The sequence below is a fragment of the Novosphingobium arvoryzae genome, from assembly GCF_014652615.1.
Lineage (GTDB): Bacteria > Pseudomonadota > Alphaproteobacteria > Sphingomonadales > Sphingomonadaceae > Novosphingobium > Novosphingobium arvoryzae.
In genome coordinates, this window is record NZ_BMZD01000004.1 from 21786 (window position 1) to 41668 (window position 19883).

Annotated in this window: 17 protein-coding genes; 9 read left to right on the forward strand and 8 right to left on the reverse strand. The window is 65.9% G+C overall.

Annotated features, from left to right (window positions below):
• Positions 1-97: 97 nt before the first annotated feature.
• Complete coding sequence (clpB, locus tag IE113_RS09335) at positions 98-2677, forward strand: ATP-dependent chaperone ClpB (protein WP_189540758.1); 2580 nt, start codon at positions 98-100, stop codon at positions 2675-2677.
• Between the two features lie 89 nt (positions 2678-2766).
• On the opposite strand, the gene IE113_RS09340 is transcribed toward clpB, so the two are convergent.
• Both IE113_RS09340 and IE113_RS09345 read right to left on the reverse strand, forming a co-directional pair.
• The gene (locus IE113_RS09340; protein WP_189540760.1) at positions 2767-5478 is read right to left on the reverse strand and encodes a TonB-dependent receptor domain-containing protein; all 2712 of its coding nucleotides are present in this window, start codon (positions 5476-5478) and stop codon (positions 2767-2769) included.
• Positions 5479-5490: 12 nt separating this feature from the next.
• On the reverse strand, positions 5491-5991 hold the full coding sequence (locus tag IE113_RS09345) for a TonB-dependent receptor plug domain-containing protein (RefSeq protein ID WP_189540761.1): 501 nt from the start codon (positions 5989-5991) through the stop codon (positions 5491-5493).
• A gap of 310 nt (positions 5992-6301) precedes the next feature.
• Between IE113_RS09345 and IE113_RS09350 the strand changes: the two genes are divergently transcribed.
• The 8 genes from IE113_RS09350 (at position 6302) to IE113_RS09385 (ending at position 12998) form a co-directional block, all read left to right on the forward strand.
• Positions 6302-7474 (forward strand): acetyl-CoA C-acetyltransferase, encoded by a 1173-nt coding sequence (locus tag IE113_RS09350; RefSeq protein WP_189540763.1) that lies wholly within the window; start codon positions 6302-6304, stop codon positions 7472-7474.
• Positions 7475-7539: 65 nt separating this feature from the next.
• A complete protein-coding gene (locus tag IE113_RS09355; RefSeq protein ID WP_189540766.1) occupies positions 7540-8322 on the forward strand; it encodes an SDR family NAD(P)-dependent oxidoreductase in 783 nt (260 codons plus the stop codon).
• 104 nt (positions 8323-8426) lie between these two features.
• The gene (locus IE113_RS09360) at positions 8427-9299 is read left to right on the forward strand and encodes a crotonase/enoyl-CoA hydratase family protein (protein ID WP_189540767.1); all 873 of its coding nucleotides are present in this window, start codon (positions 8427-8429) and stop codon (positions 9297-9299) included.
• Positions 9296-9934, forward strand: coding sequence for a TetR family transcriptional regulator (locus IE113_RS09365; protein ID WP_189540769.1), 639 nt, complete (start codon positions 9296-9298; stop codon positions 9932-9934). Before IE113_RS09360 ends, IE113_RS09365 begins: the two co-directional genes overlap by 4 nt.
• Entirely contained in the window at positions 9931-10794 is an 864-nt protein-coding gene (mtnP, locus tag IE113_RS09370; RefSeq protein ID WP_189540771.1) for an S-methyl-5'-thioadenosine phosphorylase, read from the forward strand. The genes IE113_RS09365 and mtnP overlap by 4 nt, the downstream gene beginning before the upstream one ends.
• Positions 10794-11429 (forward strand): maleylacetoacetate isomerase, encoded by a 636-nt coding sequence (gene maiA / locus IE113_RS09375; RefSeq protein WP_189540773.1) that lies wholly within the window; start codon positions 10794-10796, stop codon positions 11427-11429. The genes mtnP and maiA overlap by 1 nt, the downstream gene beginning before the upstream one ends.
• A 72-nt stretch (positions 11430-11501) precedes the next feature.
• Positions 11502-11975, forward strand: coding sequence for a MarR family winged helix-turn-helix transcriptional regulator (locus IE113_RS09380; protein ID WP_189540775.1), 474 nt, complete (start codon positions 11502-11504; stop codon positions 11973-11975).
• A gap of 3 nt (positions 11976-11978) precedes the next feature.
• On the forward strand, positions 11979-12998 hold the full coding sequence (locus tag IE113_RS09385) for a fumarylacetoacetate hydrolase family protein (protein ID WP_189540777.1): 1020 nt from the start codon (positions 11979-11981) through the stop codon (positions 12996-12998).
• A gap of 86 nt (positions 12999-13084) precedes the next feature.
• Here the strand turns inward: IE113_RS09385 and IE113_RS09390 are convergent, their stop codons facing one another.
• The 6 genes from IE113_RS09390 to cpaB all read right to left on the reverse strand — a co-directional run bounded on the left by IE113_RS09390 (position 13085) and on the right by cpaB (position 19830).
• Entirely contained in the window at positions 13085-14080 is a 996-nt protein-coding gene (locus IE113_RS09390) for a type II secretion system F family protein (RefSeq protein WP_189540780.1), read from the reverse strand.
• Positions 14081-14102: 22 nt separating this feature from the next.
• Complete coding sequence (locus IE113_RS09395) at positions 14103-15074, reverse strand: type II secretion system F family protein (protein ID WP_189540782.1); 972 nt, start codon at positions 15072-15074, stop codon at positions 14103-14105.
• Positions 15075-15153: 79 nt separating this feature from the next.
• Entirely contained in the window at positions 15154-16443 is a 1290-nt protein-coding gene (locus IE113_RS09400) for a P-loop NTPase family protein (protein WP_189540785.1), read from the reverse strand.
• Between the two features lie 3 nt (positions 16444-16446).
• Positions 16447-17091: a CpaD family pilus assembly protein gene (locus tag IE113_RS09405; protein WP_189540787.1), complete on the reverse strand. Its 645-nt coding sequence runs from the start codon at positions 17089-17091 to the stop codon at positions 16447-16449.
• Positions 17092-17105: 14 nt separating this feature from the next.
• Positions 17106-18785 carry a type II and III secretion system protein family protein gene (locus IE113_RS09410; RefSeq protein ID WP_373297859.1) on the reverse strand — a complete coding sequence of 560 codons (1680 nt, stop codon included), beginning with the start codon at positions 18783-18785 and terminating at the stop codon, positions 17106-17108.
• A 1-nt stretch (position 18786) separates the two neighbouring features.
• Complete coding sequence (cpaB, locus tag IE113_RS09415) at positions 18787-19830, reverse strand: Flp pilus assembly protein CpaB (RefSeq protein ID WP_189540789.1); 1044 nt, start codon at positions 19828-19830, stop codon at positions 18787-18789.
• Positions 19831-19883: the final 53 nt, after the last annotated feature.

Genomic DNA, 19883 nt, shown 5'->3' on the forward strand with positions numbered 1-19883 from the left:
CTTGTCCGGGGACACTGCTGGTGTAATTTCTTGTCGGCACCTCTTGTGTTGCGATTTGGCAACACTACCTGAGGGTGTGACAGGAGGCTGACACACCATGAACCTCGAAAAATTTACCGACCGCGCCAAGGGTTTTCTCCAGAGCGCACAGACTGTTGCGATCCGTATGAACCATCAGCGGATCACGCCCGAGCACGTGCTCAAGGCGCTGCTGGAAGATAATGAAGGCATGGCGGCCGGGCTGATCACCCGCGCGGGCGGCAACGTGGGCATCGCGCAGGCCGAAACCGACAAGGCGCTGGCCAAGATTCCGGCGGTGACCGGTGGCGGCGCGCAGCAGACGCCGGGGCTCGACAACGACACGGTGCGGATGCTTGACCAGGCCGAGCAGCTCTCGGCCAAGGCGGGCGACAGCTATGTTGCCGTGCAGCGCATCCTGCAGGCGCTGGCGCTGGGGTTGACCAACCCGGCGGGCCAGGCGCTGAAGGCCGCGAACGTCGATCCGCGGGCGCTGGAAACCGCGATTCAGGAAGTCACCGGCGGGCGCAGCGCAGACAATGCCAGCGCCGAAAATGCCTATGACGCGATGAAGAAGTATGCCCGCGATCTGACCCAGGCCGCGCGCGATGGCAAGCTGGACCCGGTGATCGGCCGCGACGAGGAAATCCGCCGGACGGTGCAGATCCTCGCCCGGCGGACCAAGAACAACCCGGCGCTGATCGGCGAGCCCGGCGTCGGCAAGACCGCGATTGCGGAAGGGCTGGCGCTGCGCATCGCCAACGGCGACGTGCCCGACAGCCTGAAGGACCGCCGCCTGATGAGCCTCGACATGGGGGCGCTGATCGCGGGGGCGAAGTATCGCGGCGAGTTCGAGGAGCGGCTGAAGGCCGTGCTCGACGAAGTGAAGGGCGCCGAGGGCGAGATCATCCTGTTCATTGACGAGATGCACACCCTGATCGGGGCGGGCAAGGGCGAGGGCGCGATGGATGCGTCCAACCTGCTCAAGCCTGCACTCGCGCGCGGCGAACTGCACTGCATCGGCGCGACCACGCTGGATGAATACCAGAAGCACGTCGAGAAGGACCCTGCGCTGCAACGCCGGTTCCAGCCGGTGTTCGTGGGCGAACCCACGGTCGAGGACACGATCTCGATCCTGCGGGGGCTCAAGGACCGCTACGAGCTGCACCACGGCGTGCGGATCGCGGACAACGCGATTGTCGCGGCGGCGACGCTGTCGAACCGCTACATCGCGGACCGGTTCCTGCCCGACAAGGCGATCGACCTGATGGACGAGGCTGCCAGCCGCATCCGCATGGAAGTGGAAAGCAAGCCCGAGGAAATCGAGGTGCTCGATCGCCGGATCATCCAGCTGAAGATCGAGGAGATGGCGCTCGCCAAGGAGACCGACCAGGCATCGAAGGACCGTCTGGCCGCCCTGCGCGAGGAACTGGCCAACCTGGAGCAGCAGTCGGCCGAACTGACCACGCGCTGGCAGAACGAGCGTGACAAGATCGCCGCCGAGGGCAAGATCAAGGAAGCGCTGGATGCCGCGCGGCTTGAGCTGGAACAGGCGCAGCGAGCGGGCGACCTCGCGAAGGCGGGCGAGCTGTCTTACGGGCGCATTCCGGAACTGGAACGCCAGCTCGCCGAAGCCCAGGGCCAGGCTGAAAATGCCTTGCTGCGCGAGGAAGTCACCGCTGACGACATCGCCGCCGTGGTCAGCCGGTGGACCGGTGTGCCGGTCGACCGGATGATGGAGGGCGAGCGCGAAAAGCTGCTCAAGATGGAGCAGGTGATCGGCCAGCGCGTGATCGGCCAGCAGGACGCGGTCGTGGCCGTGTCGAAGGCGGTGCGCCGCGCGCGCGCCGGTCTGCAGGATCCGAACCGGCCGCTCGGCAGCTTCCTGTTCCTTGGCCCGACGGGCGTCGGCAAGACCGAACTGACCAAGGCGCTGGCAGGCTTCCTGTTCGACGACGATACCGCGATGGTCCGCATCGACATGAGCGAGTTCATGGAGAAGCACTCTGTCAGCCGCCTGATCGGCGCGCCTCCGGGCTATGTCGGCTATGACGAGGGCGGCGTCCTGACCGAGGCGGTGCGGCGGCGGCCCTATCAGGTCGTGCTGTTCGACGAGGTCGAGAAGGCGCACAGCGACGTATTCAACGTGCTGCTGCAAGTGCTGGACGATGGCCGTCTGACCGACGGGCAGGGCCGGGTGGTGGATTTCACCAACACGCTGATCATCCTGACCAGCAACCTGGGCAGCCAGTATCTGGCGAACCTGGAAGAAGGGCAGAGCGTGGAAATGGTCGAGCCGCAGGTGATGGAAGTCGTGCGCGGGCATTTCCGCCCCGAATTCCTGAACCGGCTGGACGAGATCATCCTGTTCCACCGCCTGGGCCAGGAGCATATGGCCCCGATCGTCGATATCCAGGTCGGCCGGGTCGCCAAGCTGCTGAAGGACCGCAAGATCGTGCTGGACCTGACCGATGCCGCCAAGCGGTGGCTGGGCCGGGTCGGTTACGATCCGGTCTATGGCGCGCGGCCGCTCAAGCGGGCGGTGCAGCTCTACTTGCAGGATCCACTGGCGGAAAAGCTGCTGGGCGGGGAAATTCCCGATGGCAGCACCGTGAAGATCGACGAGGGCGACGGCGCGCTGAACATCAGCGTGGCCTGATCCGGTTCAACCGCCAGGACCAAAGAGAAAGGGCGGCGTGGCTGGTGCCACGCCGCCCTTTTCATGTGTCCCGCGCTGGGGCGGCGAACTTAGAAGTTCGCCTTGAACCCGGCGTACACATAGCGACCGAAGGTGTCGTACGGATCGCCGCTGGCAGTGCCCAGCAGGCCGAACGGCGGCTTCACGTCGGTCAGGTTGTCGATGCCGACATAGAAGTTGAACTTCTTGTCGGGCAGCTCGTAGTTGATCCGCATGTTGTGATAGATGCGGCCCGGATAGTAGACTTCCGGGAACTGATCGAGGTTCTGCGGATCCAGCGTGGCCAGCTGGCCGGGGGTGCAGCTGCGGCCCGACAGGCCGGTCAGGCCACGGCCCGCACCGGTCGAGGGGCACAGGCCCGTGTACTGGTGCTGGGCTTCCCAGGCGCCGATCGCCTGCTTGCCGATGTAGCGCACCGAATAGCCGACATCGACCGCGCCGAAGTCATAGGCGACCGAGAAGTTGGCAGCCCACAGCGGGTCACCCAGTTCGCCCAGCTGACGGTTCGGCACAGTCGGGTTGGTGGGATCGGTGTAGTTGTCCAGCATGGTCACGCGGGTGGCGATCGCACGCACGGTCAGCTTCTGGCCGTTGTCGAAGGTCTTGCGATAGCTCAGGTCAAGGTCGATGCCGCGCGTTTCCTGCTTGGCAAAGTTGACCCCGCCCGAGATCACCGCCGGCTGCACGAACAGGCCGGTGGCCGCATCGCGGTTCACGGTCGCGCAGAACGGGTTGTTGATGCCCGTTGCGCTGTCATAGCACAGGTTGACGATGGTCTGGGCGCCCAGGGCGGCGATCAGGTTCGTCACCTTGATGCGATAGTAGTCGACCGTCAGGTTCAGGCCCGGAATGAACCGGGGCTCCAGCACCAGACCCAGGGTAAGGCTCTTGCCGCGTTCCTGCACCAGGGTGGGGTTGCCGCCCGAAACGAAGCCGGTCGACGAAGTCCGCGCGGTGCAGTTCACCCAGGGATCGCCCAGCTCACGCTGGTCGGCCGGAACCGAGCTGCCGGTGCACGCAGCCACCGTGGCGGCGTTGAACGTGGTCGGCACGCCGGCTGCTGCGCAGTTTGCGGCCCGGTTCGGGTTGCTGGAGATGTTGATCGTGTCGCACGGATCGCCCAGCTGCGCGAAGTTCTGCGTTTGCGGGGAGAACAGGTCGCTCTGCGTCGGGGCGCGGACCGAGGTCGCGTAGGCGGCGCGGAACCGCACATCCGGGATCGGCGCATAGATGCCCTGAACGTTCCACGCCCAGACGGTGCCGGCTGCGGTGTTGTAGTCCGACACGCGGCCAGCGCCGCTGACGGTCAGTTCATGGGCCAGCGGCATTTCGCGCAGCAGCGGGATGCTGACTTCGCCAAACGCTTCCTTCACCGTCAGCTTCGGCGGCGCGAAGGTGGAGAAGCGGTTGAAGAAGAACGCGCCGTTCTTGGAGGCGGTGTCGTAATCGCTGAACGCGGTTTCTTCGCGATATTCGCCGCCCAGCGCGAAGCTGATCGGGCCGCCCGGCAGTTCGAACAGCTGCGACAGGTCGCCGCTGACGCTGCCCGAAGCGACGAACTGGGTCGCCTTTTCGTTGCGGGTCGCGGTGCCGTTGGAGAACGCGCGGGCCGCTTCGGTCGACTGGCCATAGCCGAACAGGTTCAGCGGCACGCAGTCCGTGCGGGTGTTGGTGACCGCATTGACGCGACAGATCACCTTCTGCCCATCGCCGTTGAGCACGAAGTTGCTGCCGGCGAAGCCGACCGGGGCCAGCACGGCATCGACCGCCAGCGCCATGCCGTCCGGCGCGGTGCCGGCGTCATTGCGGATGCGCGCGACGTTGATCGCGTTCATCTTGGTCTTCAGTTCGCCGTAGTTCAGCGAGAGTTCGTAGCTCCAGTCATCGTTGAACGTGCCTTCAGCACCGCCGACGATGCGATAGGTTTCGCGAGTGTGGGTTTCGCCACGGCCGCCCAGGTCAACGTTGAAGCGCGACAGCGGGAACGTGCCCGCATTGGTCGCACCGGTCGTGCAGACGCCGTTGGCGACCAGCGTTGCGCGGTTGGCAGCGGTGATGAAGCCGTTGTCGCAATACCAGGTCGGGTTGAAGGTGGCCGAGGCAATGAACGTCGGCTGGCCTTCCTGATTGGCGCGGGTGCGCACGTACTTGGCTTCGAGGAACGGACGGAACGCTTCCGACACGTCGAAGTGGGTCAGCAGGTTGAAGGCCATGCGCTCACCCTTGGGCAGCATCTGCCCGGTGTTGCGCAGGGTCGAACCGTTGCCGCCCTTGATGTTGGTCGAACCACCGAGTTCGTAATTGCCTTCCGGCACGTCAACATAGAGGCGGCCCGCGTCGTTGAAGCGCAGGTACTGGCCCACGCCGACGCGGCCGATCGTGCCGCCGTCCGAGATCGAGCCGTTCTTCACGCCGCATTCGAAGGCGGTATCGAAGATGCCGTCGGTGCCGTTGGGCTCACCCGCGGTCGGTTCGACCGTCTGGAACTGGCAGCGGCCCGAGAGGGCGCCGGTCAGATAATCGCGCGACAGGAAGCGCACTTCTTCCTGGCGGGCATATTCGGCCGAAACGGCGATGTTGCCGCGGCCATCGGCGAAGTTCTTGCCCCAGGTGCCGGCCACGAAGTAGCTGCCACGGTCCCCGCGCGACGAGATACCGCCCTGGCCGCGCAGCGAGAGGCCCTCGAAGCTGCGCTTCAGCACGAAGTTGACGACGCCGGCCACGGCGTCCGACCCGTACACGGCCGAGTTACCGCCGGTCACCACGTCGACGCGTTACAGCAGGTCGACCGGGATGGTGTTCACGTCAACCAGATAGTCACCCGGCAGCGCGGTGATGTGGCGTTTGCCGTTGACCAGCACCAGCGTGCGCGAAATGCCGAGGCCGCGCAGGTCGAGGATGTTGAGGCCCGAGGTGCCGATGAAGCGGGTCGAGTTGCCCTGGCTGAAGGTCGAGCGCAGCGACGGCAGGTCGTTGAGCGCGTCACCCAGCGAAACGTCGCCGGTGTCGGTCAGCTCGGCCACGTTGACGGAAGTCAGCGGCACGGGCGAGCTCAGCGTCGGGCGGGCGATGCGCGAACCGGTGACGACGATCTGCGTGGTTTCTTCCGAATCGCACACGCCGTTGTTGTTGGTGTCTTCGCATGCGGCGGCATCGGCAGCGGCTTCCTGCGCAAAGGCGGTGCCGGTGGTGCCAAGGCCGAACAGCGCCACGGCAAGCGCCGCGCTGGACAGGCAGGTCGCGCTGTTGAGCGCAGACTTCCGGATAAACTTCATACTTTTAAGCCCCTTGATCTTCAGCCCGCTATGCACGGGAAAAGTCTGGAAAGGAGTTGCGGGGAACCAGTCCGTTCGCGAGCAACCCAAGGACTTTCGGATAAAAGCCCAATGGCGACACATTGTTGCACGTGCGGGTGGGTTGCAAATCAGGATTTCCTGAATGGCGGATTTACGGCATTGCTGTGTCGTTTCTGCAACAGCGCTGCTGCGGCGGCGCGATTGTCCGCCTGTTGGCAGTCCCGCTTGACGCTCGTCGCCCGGACCTTTAATCGATCGATTAAATTGCTTTCGGAGAAGGAGTCGGAACATGGCGACAGCCTATATCGTTGATGCAGTGCGCACGGCCGGTGGTCGCCGTGGGGGCCGTCTGGCGGGGGTCCATCCGGTCGATCTGGCTGCCGCCGCGCTCGATGCGCTGGTTGGCCGCACGGGGGTGGACCCGGCGGGGATCGAGGACGTGATCATGGGCTGCGTCACGCAGGCGGGGCAACAGGCCGGGCAGGTCGGCCGCAATGCCGTGCTCGCGTCGAAGCGGCTGCCGCAGTCGACCCCGGCGGTGACGATCGACCGCCAGTGCGGTTCCTCGCAGCAGGCGATCCAGTTCGCCGCGCAGGCGGTGATGTCGGGCACGATGGATGTGGTGATCGCGGCGGGCGTCGAAAGTATGACCCGCGTGCCGATGGGCACCAGCGCGATGTTCCACGCCAAGGAAGGGCTGGGCACGTACAAGTCGCCGGGCCTCGAAGCGAAGTATCCCGGCGTGATGTGGTCCCAGTTCATGGGCGCCGAAATGATCGTCAAAAAGCACGGCTTTACCAAGGACGATCTCGACCGCTTCGCCCTGACCAGCCACCAGCGCGCGATTGCCGCCACCAACGCAGGCGCGTTCGCCAACGAAATCGTGCCGATCGAGATCGAGACGCCCGATGGCCCGGCCATGCACACCCAGGACGAAGGCATCCGTTTCGACGCGACGCTGGAAAGCATTTCGGGCGTCAAGCTGCTGTCCGAAGGCGGCGCGCTGACGGCGGCCAGCTCCAGCCAGATCTGTGATGGTTCGTCGGCCGCGCTGGTGGTGTCGGAAGCGGCGCTCAAGCGTTACAACCTGACCCCGCTGGCCCGCATTCACACGCTGACGGTGACCGCGGGCGATCCGGTTATCATGCTGGAAGAACCCCTGTTCGCCACCGACAAGGCGCTAGCCAAGGCCGGCCTCAAGATCGGGGACATCGACCTCTATGAAGTGAACGAAGCGTTCGCTTCGGTCCCGATGGCCTGGCTCAAGCACACCGGCGCGGACCCGGACAAGCTGAACGTCAACGGCGGCGCGATCGCGCTGGGCCATCCGCTGGGGGCTTCGGGCACCAAGCTGATGTCGACCCTGCTCAACGCCCTCAAGGCGCGCGGCGGCAAGTATGGTCTGCAAACGATGTGCGAAGGTGGCGGCGTCGCCAACGTCACGATCGTCGAAATGGTCTGAACGCATCCGGCAGCCCCTGCCGTGTGCGGGGGCTGCATTCCCTTCCATCCAAGAGGATACCAAACATGAAGCTCGACAACACTGTTGCCGCCGTCGTTACCGGTGGTGCTTCCGGCCTTGGCGCCGCCACGGCCCGCGCGCTGGCCGCCAAGGGCGTGAAGGTCGCCATTTTCGATCTGCAGGAAGAAAAGGGCAAAGCCGTTGCCGCTGAAATCGGCGGTGTGTTCTGCGAATGCAACGTGACCGACGACGCCAGCGTCGATGCCGCGTTCGCCAAGGCGCGCGAAGCCCACGGGCAGGAGCGCATTCTGGTCAACTGCGCCGGCACCGGCAACGCGATCAAGACCGCTAGCCGCAGCAAGGAGGACGGTTCGATTAAGCACTTCCCGCTCGATGCGTTCAACTGGATCGTCCAGATCAACCTGGTCGGCACGTTCCGCTGCATCGCCAAGTCGGCCGCCGGCATGATGACGCTGGAGCCGCAGGAAGACGGCGATCGCGGCGCTATCGTCAACACCGCCTCGGTCGCTGCCGAAGACGGCCAGATGGGCCAGGCTGCCTACTCCGCCTCGAAGGGCGGCGTGGTTGGCATGACCCTGCCGATCGCCCGCGACCTCGCCAGCGAGAACATCCGTGTCAACACCATCCTGCCGGGCATCTTCGATACCCCGCTGCTGGCCGGTGCGCCGCAGAACGTGCGCGATGCGCTGGGCGCTTCGGTGCTCAACCCCAAGCGCCTGGGCAACCCGGCGGAATATGCCAACCTCGCCATGTGCATGATCGAGAACGGCTATTTCAACGGCGAGGACGTGCGCCTCGACGGCGGCATTCGCATGACCCCGCGCTAAGCGGGAAACTGGCCCGTCCGGACGCCGCTCTGCCGGAGTCCGGACGGGGAACCTGACGATGCCCGGCCAAGCGGGCGCGCAGGCAACATGACTGGGAGAAGGCAATGGGTTATTCGCAGATCAGCCTCGACATCAGCGAGGGGATCGCCACGCTGACGCTCAACCGGCCGGAAAAGCTCAATGCCTTCACCGGCACGATGATGGCGGAAATCAACGACGCCATGGACCGTACCGACGCCGATGACAGCGTGCGGGCGGTGATTTTCACCGGGGCAGGGGACCGCGCCTATTGCGCCGGTGCCGATCTGACGCCCGAGGACGGCCGCGCGGTGTTCGCCAGCGGCGAGGCGGTAGAGGACCTGTCCGATCCGCGCGTGCGCGATGGCGGCGGGTTGCTGACGCTGCGGCTCTATCAGTCGAAGAAGCCGCTGATCGGCGCGTGCAATGGCGTGGCCGTGGGCGTGGGCATCACCATGCAGCTGCCGATGGACATCCGGCTTGCCTCGGAAAATGCGCGCTATGGGTTTGTCTTCGCACGGCGCGGGATCGTGCCGGAAGCCTGCTCCAGCTGGTTCCTGCCGCGCCTTGTCGGCACCAGCCAGGCGCTGGAATGGTGCATGACGGGGCGCATTTTCGACGCTCAGGAAGCGCTGCGCGGCGGGTTGGTGCGTTCAGTCCATCCGCAGGGCGAACTGCTGGATGCGGCGCGCGGGCTGGCGCGGGAAATTGCCGACAACACCTCGGCCGTGTCGGTGGCGATGACCCGCGCGATGCTGTGGCGCATCCCGCCCGGCGCGCACCCCATGGAAGCGCACAAGGTGGACAGCCGCGCGATCTATCGCCTGTCGAAGGGGGTTGACGCGAAGGAAGGTGTGCAAAGCTTCCTGGAGAAGCGGCCGCCCGCCTTCCCTGGCCGGGTTTCTGCCGATATGCCCGACTTTTACCCGTGGTGGGGTGAGGAGCCGCCGTACGAATGACCGACAGCGCGCACAAGACCGACGGCGAGGCCGGCGCAGGTGCCCGCGAGCTGCTGTTGCAGACCGCATCGGACATCATGCGCGAGGGCGACATCGTGGATATCTCGCTGTCGGAACTGTCGCTGCGCTCCGGGCTCAATTCGGCGCTGGTGAAGTATTACTTCGGCAACAAGGCCGGACTGATGCGCGCCCTGCTGGATCGGGACATGGCGGATATCGTCACCTCGGTCGATGCGCTGATGGCCAAGGACATGGCACCCGATGCCCGGCTGCGGCGGCACATCGGGGCGATGGTCGATACGTTCTTCAAGACGCCCTACCTCAACCGGCTGCTGATGCGGCTGGTGCGCGAAAGCGATGACGAGGAAGCGCAGCGGATCGCCAATGCCTACCTCATGCCGCTGCACCGCGCCTATGACCGCCTGATCAAGGACGGGGTGAAGCAGGGTGTATTCCGCAACGTGAACCCGCAGCTGTTCTATTTCACCGCCACCGGCGCGGCCGACCGGTTCTTTTCCGCCCGGCTGGTGCTCAAGCACTGCTTCGATACCGACACGCTGACCGACGAGTTGCGCGAAGCGTACCGCGAGCATTGCATCGACTTCATCATGGCAGGCATCCTGGCGCATCAATGAGCGCGCCCTGGCATATCGGCGTGATCGGCGGGTCCGGGCTGGCGGCCGGGATCGGGCTGGACGATGCGCAGGAGATAGATGTTTCCAGCCCGTTCGGCGCGCCTTCCGCGCCGGTGACGACCGGGACGCTGGCCGGGGTACGCTTTACCTTCCTGCCGCGCCACGGACCGGGGCACCGGACTCCGCCCGCGCTGGTCAACTACCGCGCCAACATCGATGTGCTGAAACGCTGCGGCGTGACCGACGTGATCGCGCTGTCGGCCATCGGCTCGTTGAACGAGGCGATGAAGCCGGGCCATTTCGTGGCGGTGGACCAGTTCATCGACCGCACCAGCAGCCGGGAAAACAGCTTCTTCGAAGCAGGCATCGTCGCGCATGTCAGCATGGCCGATCCGGTCTGTCCGCGCCTGTCGGCCGGGCTGGCCGATGCGGCCGAGGGCGAAGGCGGAATGGTGCACCGGAGCGGCTGCTATCTGGCGATGGAGGGGCCGCAATTCTCGACCCGCGCGGAAAGCCGGATGTACCGGACCTGGGGCGCGGACGTGATCGGGATGACCGCCATGCCCGAAGCGCGCCTCGCCCGCGAAGCGGAGCTGCCCTATGGGCTGCTGGCCATGGTGACGGACTATGACAGCTGGCGCGAGGGCGAGGCGGTGAGCGTGGAGGATGTGCTGGCGGTGATGCACCGCAACGTCGCGCTGGCGCATCGGGTGGTGCGCCGCTTTGCCGCGTCACTGCCCGCGCAGCGCAGCGCCAGCCCGATCGATACGGCACTGGACAACGCGGTCATGACCGCCCCGGCGCAGCGCGATCCGGTCTTGCGGGCCAGGTTGCATGCGGTTGCAGGAAGGGTGTTGTGATGGCGGACGAAGTCGTGCTGCACGATTACTGGCGGTCCTCTGCCGCCTATCGCGTGCGGATCGCGCTGAACCTGAAGGGCGTGGCCTATCGTGCGGTGGAGGTGGATCTCGTCGCCGGAGACCAGCGCGGGGACGATTATCGCGCGCTCAACCCGCTGGGGCTGATCCCGCTGCTGGAGATTGACGGGCACCGGATCAGCCAGTCGCTGGCGATCATCGACTATCTGGATGCCCGCTTTCCCGAACCGCGTCTGTTGCCCGCCGATCCGGCGGTGCGGGCGCTGACCTGGGCGCGGGCGCTGACCATCGCGGCGGAAGTCCATCCGTTGCAGAACCTGCGCGTGCAGCAATACTTGCGCCACGAGATGGGGCAGGACAAGGCGGCGATTGACGGCTGGCTGCAGCGCTGGCTGGGTGACGGGCTGGCAGCGCTGGAAGCATCCGCGCCGGAATCGGGGCTGCTGGGTGGCAGTGCGCCCGACCTTGCCGATGTCTGCCTGGTGCCGCAGATGTTCAGCGCCCGTCGTTTCGGCGTGCCGGTCGACGCCTATCCCCGGCTGGTGCGGATCGATGCCGAACTGAACGCTCTGCCCGCCGTGGCGGCTGCGGCGCCCGATCGGGTCAAACCAGCCTGAGTCCGCGCGTTTCCCGTTGCGCTTTGCTGCGGCAGGGCGTAGCCATCTGGTTGCAACAGGAACCAGTTTGCCATGCCTGCCCGATCATCCCGTCTGTCTGATTTCCTGCCCTACCTGATGTCCGTCACCACCAATGCGGTGTCGGATCTGGTGGCGGGCAAATATCGCGAGCGCTTTGGCCTGAAAATTCCCGAATGGCGGGTGATGGCGGTGCTGGGCGATGCCGGGGCGCTGACCCAGCGCGATCTGGTCGGGGCCACCCGGATGGACAAGGTGGCGGTCAACCGCGCGTGCAAGGTGCTGGAGGACCGGGGGCTTGCCGCGCGCAGCCCGAATGACCGCGATGGCCGTTCGCACCATCTGGAACTGACGGCGGCGGGCAAGGCCATGCATGCCGAAATCATGCCGCTGGCGCTGGGCATGGAAAAGCAGCTGTTCGCCGTGCTGAGCGCGCAGGAACGCCGCGATTTCAAGGCTGTGCTGGCCCGGATCAACGATCAGGTGCACAAGCTGGAAAGCATGACCCCCGGCAAGAAGGACGATTGAGCGATGAAACTTGCAACCCTGCCCGCACGCGAAGGACATGGTCGGGATGGGCGGCTGGTCGTCGTTTCGCACGATCTGGCCTGGTATGCCGATGCGGACCATCTGGTGCCCACCCTGCAGGCCGCGCTGGATGACTGGGATCGGTACGAACCGCTGTTGCGCGCGCTGGCGACCGACCTCGAACATGGCGCGATCCCGCGTGAGCGGTTTCACGAGCGCCACGCGCTGGCGCCATTGCCGCGCGCCTACCAGTGGGCGGACGGTTCGGCATACGTCAATCATGTCGAGCTGGTGCGCAAGGCGCGTGGGGCGGAACTGCCGGAAAGCTTCTGGCACGATCCCCTGATGTATCAGGGCGGCAGCGACGATCTGCGCGGCGCCAGGGCACCCGTCACGCTGGTGGACGAGGCGTGGGGCTGCGACATGGAAGCGGAAATCTGCGTCGTCACCGGCGACGTCCCCCAAGGGGTGAGCCCGGCCGAGGCGCTGGCGCATGTGCGGCTGATCGGACTGGTCAACGACGTGTCCCTGCGCAACCTGATCCCTGATGAGCTGGCCAAGGGCTTTGGCTTCGTTCAGTCCAAGCCCGCAACGCACTTCTCACCGGTGTTCGCCACGCCCGACGCGCTGGGCGCGGCGTGGGACGGCGGGCGGCTGCACGGCGTGCTGGCAGTGGACCTGAACGGTCAGCCGTTTGGCCGGGCCGAGGCGGGCGAGGAATGCACGTTCGATTTCGGCACCCTGATTGCCCATCTGGCCAAGACGCGGCGGATCGGGGCAGGATCAATCATCGGGTCGGGCACGGTGTCCAACCGCGATCCTGACGGTTCCCCCGGCCGTCCGGTCAGCGCGGGCGGGCGGGGCTATTCCTGCATTGCCGAGCAGCGGATGATCGAAACCATCGCCACCGGGGCGGCGTCGACCCCGTTCCTGCGGCATGGCGATGTGGTCCGGATCGAGATGAAGGACGCGCGCGGCCACACCATCTTCGGGGCGATCGAGAACGAGATCGTGCCGGGCTGACCCATCGCATCTTACGGGCTGCAATGAGAAAGGCCGCCGTGGAGATGTCCCGCGGCGGCCTTTCTGCTGGTGTAAGGGCTCGGCGCTTAGTCCTTCGAAAAGGCGTCGGCGATGGAGCAGGCGGCCGGGCCAAGGATCACGATGAACAGCACCGGCAGAATGAACAGGATCAGCGGCACGGTCATGATCGCGGGAAGGCGCGCGGCCTTCTCCTCGGCGCGCATCATGCGCTCGTTGCGGAATTCGGCCGACAGCACCCGCAGCGCGGAGGCCAGCGGCGTACCATAACGCTCGGTCTGGACCATGGTCGTGGTCACGCCCTTCACCGCTTCCAGGTCGACGCGGTAGGCCAGGTTCTCGAACGCCTGCCGGCGCTCGGTCAGGAACGACAGCTCGATCGCGGTGAGCGCGAATTCATCGCCGAGTTCTGGATAGGCGCGGCCCAGTTCCTTGGCGACGCGGTTGAACGCGGCGTCCACGGTCAGACCGGCCTCGGCGCAGATCACCAGCAGGTCGAGCGCATCGGGCAGGCCCTTGCGGATCGCGTCGGTGCGCTTGGCGATCATGTTCTGCAGAACCAGTTCCGGCCCCTTGTAACCAAGGCCGACGGCGGCGGCGAAGCCCATCACGCGCTTCATCCCGCCCCAGGCGGGGAAATAGTTGATGCCATAGATCATGAAGGCGGCGATCCCGCCCAGCACGATCGGCAGCACCATCCGCGCGAAGATGATCGCGACGCCCAGTTCCTTCTTGCGGATCCCGGCCTGTGCCAGCTTCTGCTGGATCGTTTCCAGCTGGCTTTGCTGCAGCACCTTCAGCGAGGACAGCGTGTCCCGCATCTTGTCGGTGGTTTCGTTCTTGCGCACCAGCTTGGCGCGCTTCTTGGTCGCCGGAGTGATGATCCCGGCCTTCAGCTGTTCGCGCCGCTCGTTGAGCGACTTGACGCGCTTCTGCATCGGATCGCGAATGGTGACCGCGGTATAGATCGCGAACATCACGGCCATTGCGGCAAGTCCGGCAAGGATCGAGCCGACCCAGATGACGTCGACGCCAAGCAGTGTTGGTCCGGGCGGGGTGTTCATAGCGGTTGTTCCTGTCCCTCGCTCAGATTTCGAAGTTGACCATCTGGGCCATGATGAACACGCCGATGCCCATCCACGTCAGGCCACCCAGGCCCGTCACGATCAGGCGGTCATCGGTGAAGAACCCGCCCAGGTAAGTCGGATTCATCCAGTAGACGAGCCCGAACACGATGAACGGCAGCGAGCCGACGATGATCGCGGATGCTTTCGATTCCGAGCTCATCGCCTTGATCTTCAGCTTCATCTGCGCGCGTTTGCGCAGCACATCGGCGAGGTTCGACAGCGTTTCGGCCAGGTTGCCGCCGGTTTCGCGCTGGATTGCCAGCGTGATGCAGAAAAAGCTGAATTCGGGCGTGTTGAGCCGGTCGGCAGTTTCCTGCAGCGCGTCTTCCATCGTCTTGCCGACGCGGATGCGGTCGGTCACCAGCTTGAATTCTTCGCCCACGGGGCCGGGGACTTCGGTGGAGACCACGCCCAGCGTTTCAGTCACCGGCAGACCGGACCGCAGACCGCGCACCAGCAGCTCGATCGCATCGGGGAACTTGGCGGTGAAGTCGTTGCCGCGCTTCTTGATGAAGTGACCCACGATCATGTGCGGTAGCCCCGCGCCGACCAGCAGGCCCACCCCCAGCGACAGCATCGCCGCGCCGGATTTCAGGTAGACCAGCACTGTCACCGCCAGTCCCAGCCCGACCGAGGCATAGACATACTGCGACAGCGTCCAGCCCTTGCCCGTGCGGTGCAGGCGCAGCGCCAGGGCGGCGATGCGCGATTCCGAACCGGCAATCTGGTGCATCTTCGGCTTGCGCGAGGCCACGGCCTTGCGCAGCTGCGCCTCGACCCGGTCCGTGGTGCTTTCCGAATGGCGGAACCGCACGGCCTGAAGGCGGCGGGCGCTTTCCTTCGCGGCCGACGGCCCGGCAAACGCCATGTAGCCGATGACCATGAATGCCATCAGGCCCACGCCGATCAGCAGGATCTGGAACATGTTCATCGTCGGATCACGCTTTCCCTAGCGGGACCCCGTCCGCCGCGGCGGCGCGGGAGTCCCAAGATCATTCCGGTTCCCGCGCTCAGCCGTTGGCTGGAGCGGGAGCCTTGGCCTTGTCCTTCTTGGGCAGCAGCGACTTGAGGTCGAACTTGCCCAGCAGCGAGGTCTTGGCCTTGACCACTTCATCGGCCGCCGCGCCATCGCCCACGCCCAGCACGGCCTTGGAAATGTCGCGCATGACGGTGCCGGCCTTCGACGAGCGGTTGGCATCGGCGAAGGTCTGGCCCAGCTTGGCTGCGTTCGAGGCCGCCTTGATGTCGTAGGGGATGGTGAAGCCGATCTTGCGTTCGATCGAGGCTTCGAAATCGGCCTTGCTGATTTCGGCCACGCCCGGCTGCACCTTGTTGGCGATCACGATCGGCTGGACGTGGGCGGCGTTGGCCTTCAGCCAAGAAAGGATGCGGATCGCGTCGCGCGCCGATGCCAGCGTCATTTCCGTGACCAGCAGGACGACGTTCACGTCGGCCAGCAGGTGCGGGAAATTGATCAGCATGTTGCGCGGCAGGTCGATCACGGTCATTTCGAACGCCTGGCGGAATTCCTCCTCCAGCTGCACGAAGGCCGCGCCGTCGGTCATCAGCGGTGAGTTCATCGGCGCCTCGGCGGAGAGGATCGCGAGGTGATCGTTGGCGCGGATCATCGCGCGTTCGATGAACAGCCCGTCGATGCGGCCCGGATTCTCGATCGCGTCGGTCAGGCCGCGGCCCGGCTCCAGGTCCAGCGCCAGCGCGCCGGTGCCGAAGTGGACGTCGAGGTCCAGCAGCGCGGTCGGCATCTTGTCATCCGCACTGAACAGCCAGGCCAGCGAAGTGGCGAGCGTCGAAGCGCCAACCCCGCCGCGCGTTCCGATCACCGCGGTGGAGATGTGCCGCTTGGCGGCGGACACGTCCTGGTTCTTGGGCGCGGTGAAGATCGCCTGCGCGTTGACCAGCGCATCGCGCACCTGACCCGGCGAGAGCGGCTTCAGCAGGTAGTCCTGAATGCCGCTGGCCAGCAGGTCGCGGTACAGGCGCACATCGTTGACCTGGCCGACCGCGATCACGACCGTGCCCGGTTCGCAGACTTCCGCGAGCGCGTTGATATCGCTCAGCGGGTCGCCGCTTTCCGACAGGTCGACCATCAGGATGTTCGGGCTGGCGGTGATCGAGAGCGACTGCACCGCATTGCGCAGGCCGCCCTTGTTGCACTTTTCAGGCTGCCAGCCCATTTCGATCACGACCGGGCGCAGGACGTCCAGTGCCGCATCGTCGCAGATGAACGCGTTGAAAGCGTCGCGATTGCCCGGGGTGCCGGGTTTCCAAGGAGCATTCATGGTTTACTTCCCGCTCTGGCTGGACTGGGCCTTCAGGCCGCCTTCACCGGTCGGCGTGGCCCCGCGATAGGTTTCGATGGCCTTGGTGGAGCTCATGATCGTGGTCTGGCCCTTGGCCGTCGCGCCCTTGATCAGGTGTTCCGGATCCGCGACCATGCCGGCCAGGTTGCTGTTCACGGCGCAACCGTAGTTCGGATTGGTCGCGTTCAGCGGGTTGGCGTCGGAATTGGCGGACCAGTCCGGGCAGTTCGGCACGCTGGCGGTGGAGCGGGTCAGAACCACGCGCACCGACCCGGCGTTGACGTATCCGGCGGTAACCGGCGCTTCGTCGCCCAGCAGCATGCCATAGCGCCCGGCCACGGCTTCGATCGCGGCGCGGGTGGCTGCGTTCTTCAGCGGATCGTCGATCGCGATCCGATCACCATAGCGCAGGTCCATCGCCTCGAACCAGCCGGCCAGACGGCGCTGTTCGGGCAGCGACAGCCCGCCGGGGCCGGCGGTGATGTCCAGCGTGTAATTGGTGCGCTGGACCACCGGCTGGCGGTTGCTTTCCAGGCCACGGTTGGTGGGAATGCCGCCACAGGCGGACAGGCCCAGCGAGAGGGTGATCGCGGCGGCAAGGGCCGTGCGGGTCGAGTGAATGCGCATGATGGTCACCTCTCTCAGTTCAGGCCAAAGCCGGGGGCGGCAGCGGCGGCATCCGCGCTGGCGGTGCGGGTCTTGCTGCGCTTGGGCTTCTTGCCGGTCGGCACGGCGGCCGGGGCGGCGGGTTCGATCAGGTCGCCGACCTTGGGCGACTGGACGGCGTCCGGGGCGGCGGTGGGCACGGGGCGCTTGCCGCCCATCTTCCCGTCGCTGCCCATGTTGCCCAGCACGCGCTGGATGTCGTCCGGGCTCTGATAGCCGTCGGTCGGCAGCTTGATGTCGTTCGCGTCGACCGGGTTGACCAGGTACGGCGTGACGATGATCACCAGCTCGGTTTCGCCCCGCCGGAAGTTGGTGGAGCGGAACAGCGATCCCAGGATCGGCAGGTCGCCTGCGCCCGGCAGCTTTTCAACCGTGTTCTGCGCGCTGTTGCTCATCAGCCCGGCGATCATGAAGCTCTGGCCAGAGCCGAGTTCGATGGTCGTCTCGGCGCGGCGCACGGTCAGTGCGGGCACCTGGAAGCCGTTGATGGTGATTGCGCCCTGGCTCGAAAGTTCGGACACTTCCGGGCGGACCCGCAGCGAGATCCGGCCATTGGCCAGCACGAACGGGGTATAGGCCAGGCTGACGCCGTATTTCTTGTATTCGACCGAAGTCGTACCCAGGCCCTGGCTGATCGGGATCGGGTATTCCCCGCCCGCCAGGAATTCGGCCGTCTCGCCCGACAGCGCGGTCAGGTTCGGATTGGACAGCGTGGTGACCAGGCCGACCTTTTCGCCCATGTCGAGCCCGGCCAGGATGTCCATGCCGAACAGCTTGCCCGCCAGCCCCAGCGCCGTCTGGGACGCCTGGTTGCCGGCAAAGGTGTAGGACGTTCCGCCGACGATGAACTGACCGGTCTGCGGGTTGTAGGGCAGGGCAATCGACCCGGCCGGCAGACCCAGCGCGGTCGACGCGTCAAGCCGCGGGAACATCGTGGTGTCGATCATGTTGCCGATCACGCCCGGGGTGCGGCCGCGCGACATCCCGAAGGTGAAGCCCCCGGTAAGGTCGCGCGTCGCCAGGTTGCTGCTGAATTCCTTCACCAGCGACCGGCTGACTTCCGCGAACCGGACCTGCAGGTTGACCTGCAGCGGGGTCGACATCTTCAGGCGCGAAATGACGTTCGCGTCCTTGCCGACATAGGCCTGGACCAGGCGCTCGGCCTCGGCGGCGTCTTCCGGCGCGCCGACCGTGCCGGTCAGCAGGAACGTGTTGGTGCCCATCGTCGAAACGGCGACCTTGGCGTCCGGCATGGCCAGGCGCAGCATCTGGTCGACGCTCTCGATGTTGGAGCCGACGCGGACGTTGGCCGACCAGATGATGTCGCCCGCCGCGTTGCTGGCATAGACGGTGGTTTCACCGCCGGCCTTGCCGAACACATAGAGCTGGCGCTGCGATTTCACCTGCACGTCGGCGATCTGGTCGTTGGCGACGAACACGTCGGCCATCGCCCCGCCAACGGTGATCAGCTGGCCGCGCCCGATGGACAGGACGACATCGCTGGCCGGGCGGCTGACCGACTGGGCCTGGGCCGCCACGGGCAGCATGGCCAGCGGCGCGGCCAGGCAGGCGGCTGCGGCGAGGTTGGAGGCAAGGCGCTTCATCGGGGTGCCTTTCTGGGCGCCGGTAACGGCGGGGATGGAATTGCGCTTCATGTTAACGGCCCACCTGTTCTTCGACGGTGTTCTTGCCGCGCGTCACGCGGACCACGGGTCCGGCCGGAGCGGCGGGCTTGGCGGCTGCGGCGGGCGGCATGCCCGCGCGGTCGGCATAGGCGTTAACGGCAGCCTCGGCGACCTGCTTGGCCGCTTCCAGCCGGGTCGGCGGAACGGTGCGGCGCTGGAAGCGCGACACGTCGCCGCCGGTCACGAAGGTGGTGCCGCCATCATTGGGACGGCCCAGCGCGGTCTTGAGCAGGGCTTCTTCCTGCTCCTTGGTCGCGCCAGCCGGCACCTTGACGCTGCCGTTGGCAATCGCGCGATCCAGTTCGGCCTGGTTGTCCGCGATGGAGCGCAGGGCGAGGCTGATCGTGCCGAGCGTCTGGGCGACGGTGATCTTTTCCGCGATCTTGGGCGTCACTTCCAGCGTGACAGTACGGAACGCGCGGACCACGGTCTTGCCGTTGTCCTTGGTTTCGCTTTGGGTCGACTGGTCGGTGGCCAGCACGCGGACGTTGCGCAGGATCGTCTCGGCGGTCTTCAGCGATTCCCCGCCGTCGGTAGCCTTGACGGTCTGGGTCAGCATCAGGTCGACATGGTCGCCCGGAAAGACGAACCCGGCCACGCCGGTCTTCTGCGAAACGGGAATGGTGATGGCCCGCATGCCCGGCCCGAGGGCGGCGGCCAGGAAGCCGCGGTCACCCGGCGCGACGAGCGCGCCCTGGGTCAGCGGCTGGCCGGCGGTGATCGGATAGCGCACGACCGTGCCGAGCAGCTTGTTGATGTCCGCTTCGCCATCCAGGAAGTAGGCGTCCTGCACCATTTCCTTCGGCCACTGCTGGAAGGAAACGGAATCCGCCGTCAGGATGGTGCCGATCGGCAGTCCGCGCTGGGCGACCAGCACTTTGGGGCCCTTGGGCACTTGCTGGGCCGCTTCCGCATCGGGGGTGGAGCCACCCGTCAGCAGGTTCCGCGCAGCCGTGGCCGTACCGATCGCAATGACCAGTGCGCCAAGCAGCAGCATCAGCTTCTTCTTATCCATGGCTGTGCAAGCCCCCTAGAAAAAATCCCGACATTCAGACGTCTCAATCGGGC

Bases quoted from the DNA above. Each gene is read 5' to 3' on its own strand.
- clpB (WP_189540758.1), top strand. From the start codon at position 98: ATGAACCTCGAAAAATTTACCGACCGCGCCAAGGGTTTTCTCCAGAGC.
- IE113_RS09345 (WP_189540761.1), bottom strand. From the start codon at position 5,991: ATGAAGTTTATCCGGAAGTCTGCGCTCAACAGCGCGACCTGCCTGTCC.
- IE113_RS09350 (WP_189540763.1), top strand. From the start codon at position 6,302: ATGGCGACAGCCTATATCGTTGATGCAGTGCGCACGGCCGGTGGTCGC.
- IE113_RS09355 (WP_189540766.1), top strand. From the start codon at position 7,540: ATGAAGCTCGACAACACTGTTGCCGCCGTCGTTACCGGTGGTGCTTCC.
- IE113_RS09360 (WP_189540767.1), top strand. From the start codon at position 8,427: ATGGGTTATTCGCAGATCAGCCTCGACATCAGCGAGGGGATCGCCACG.
- IE113_RS09365 (WP_189540769.1), top strand. From the start codon at position 9,296: ATGACCGACAGCGCGCACAAGACCGACGGCGAGGCCGGCGCAGGTGCC.
- mtnP (WP_189540771.1), top strand. From the start codon at position 9,931: ATGAGCGCGCCCTGGCATATCGGCGTGATCGGCGGGTCCGGGCTGGCG.
- maiA (WP_189540773.1), top strand. From the start codon at position 10,794: ATGGCGGACGAAGTCGTGCTGCACGATTACTGGCGGTCCTCTGCCGCC.
- IE113_RS09380 (WP_189540775.1), top strand. From the start codon at position 11,502: ATGCCTGCCCGATCATCCCGTCTGTCTGATTTCCTGCCCTACCTGATG.
- IE113_RS09385 (WP_189540777.1), top strand. From the start codon at position 11,979: ATGAAACTTGCAACCCTGCCCGCACGCGAAGGACATGGTCGGGATGGG.
- IE113_RS09390 (WP_189540780.1), bottom strand. From the start codon at position 14,080: ATGAACACCCCGCCCGGACCAACACTGCTTGGCGTCGACGTCATCTGG.
- IE113_RS09395 (WP_189540782.1), bottom strand. From the start codon at position 15,074: ATGAACATGTTCCAGATCCTGCTGATCGGCGTGGGCCTGATGGCATTC.
- IE113_RS09400 (WP_189540785.1), bottom strand. From the start codon at position 16,443: ATGAATGCTCCTTGGAAACCCGGCACCCCGGGCAATCGCGACGCTTTC.
- IE113_RS09405 (WP_189540787.1), bottom strand. From the start codon at position 17,091: ATGCGCATTCACTCGACCCGCACGGCCCTTGCCGCCGCGATCACCCTC.
- IE113_RS09410 (WP_373297859.1), bottom strand. From the start codon at position 18,785: ATGAAGCGCAATTCCATCCCCGCCGTTACCGGCGCCCAGAAAGGCACC.
- cpaB (WP_189540789.1), bottom strand. From the start codon at position 19,830: ATGGATAAGAAGAAGCTGATGCTGCTGCTTGGCGCACTGGTCATTGCG.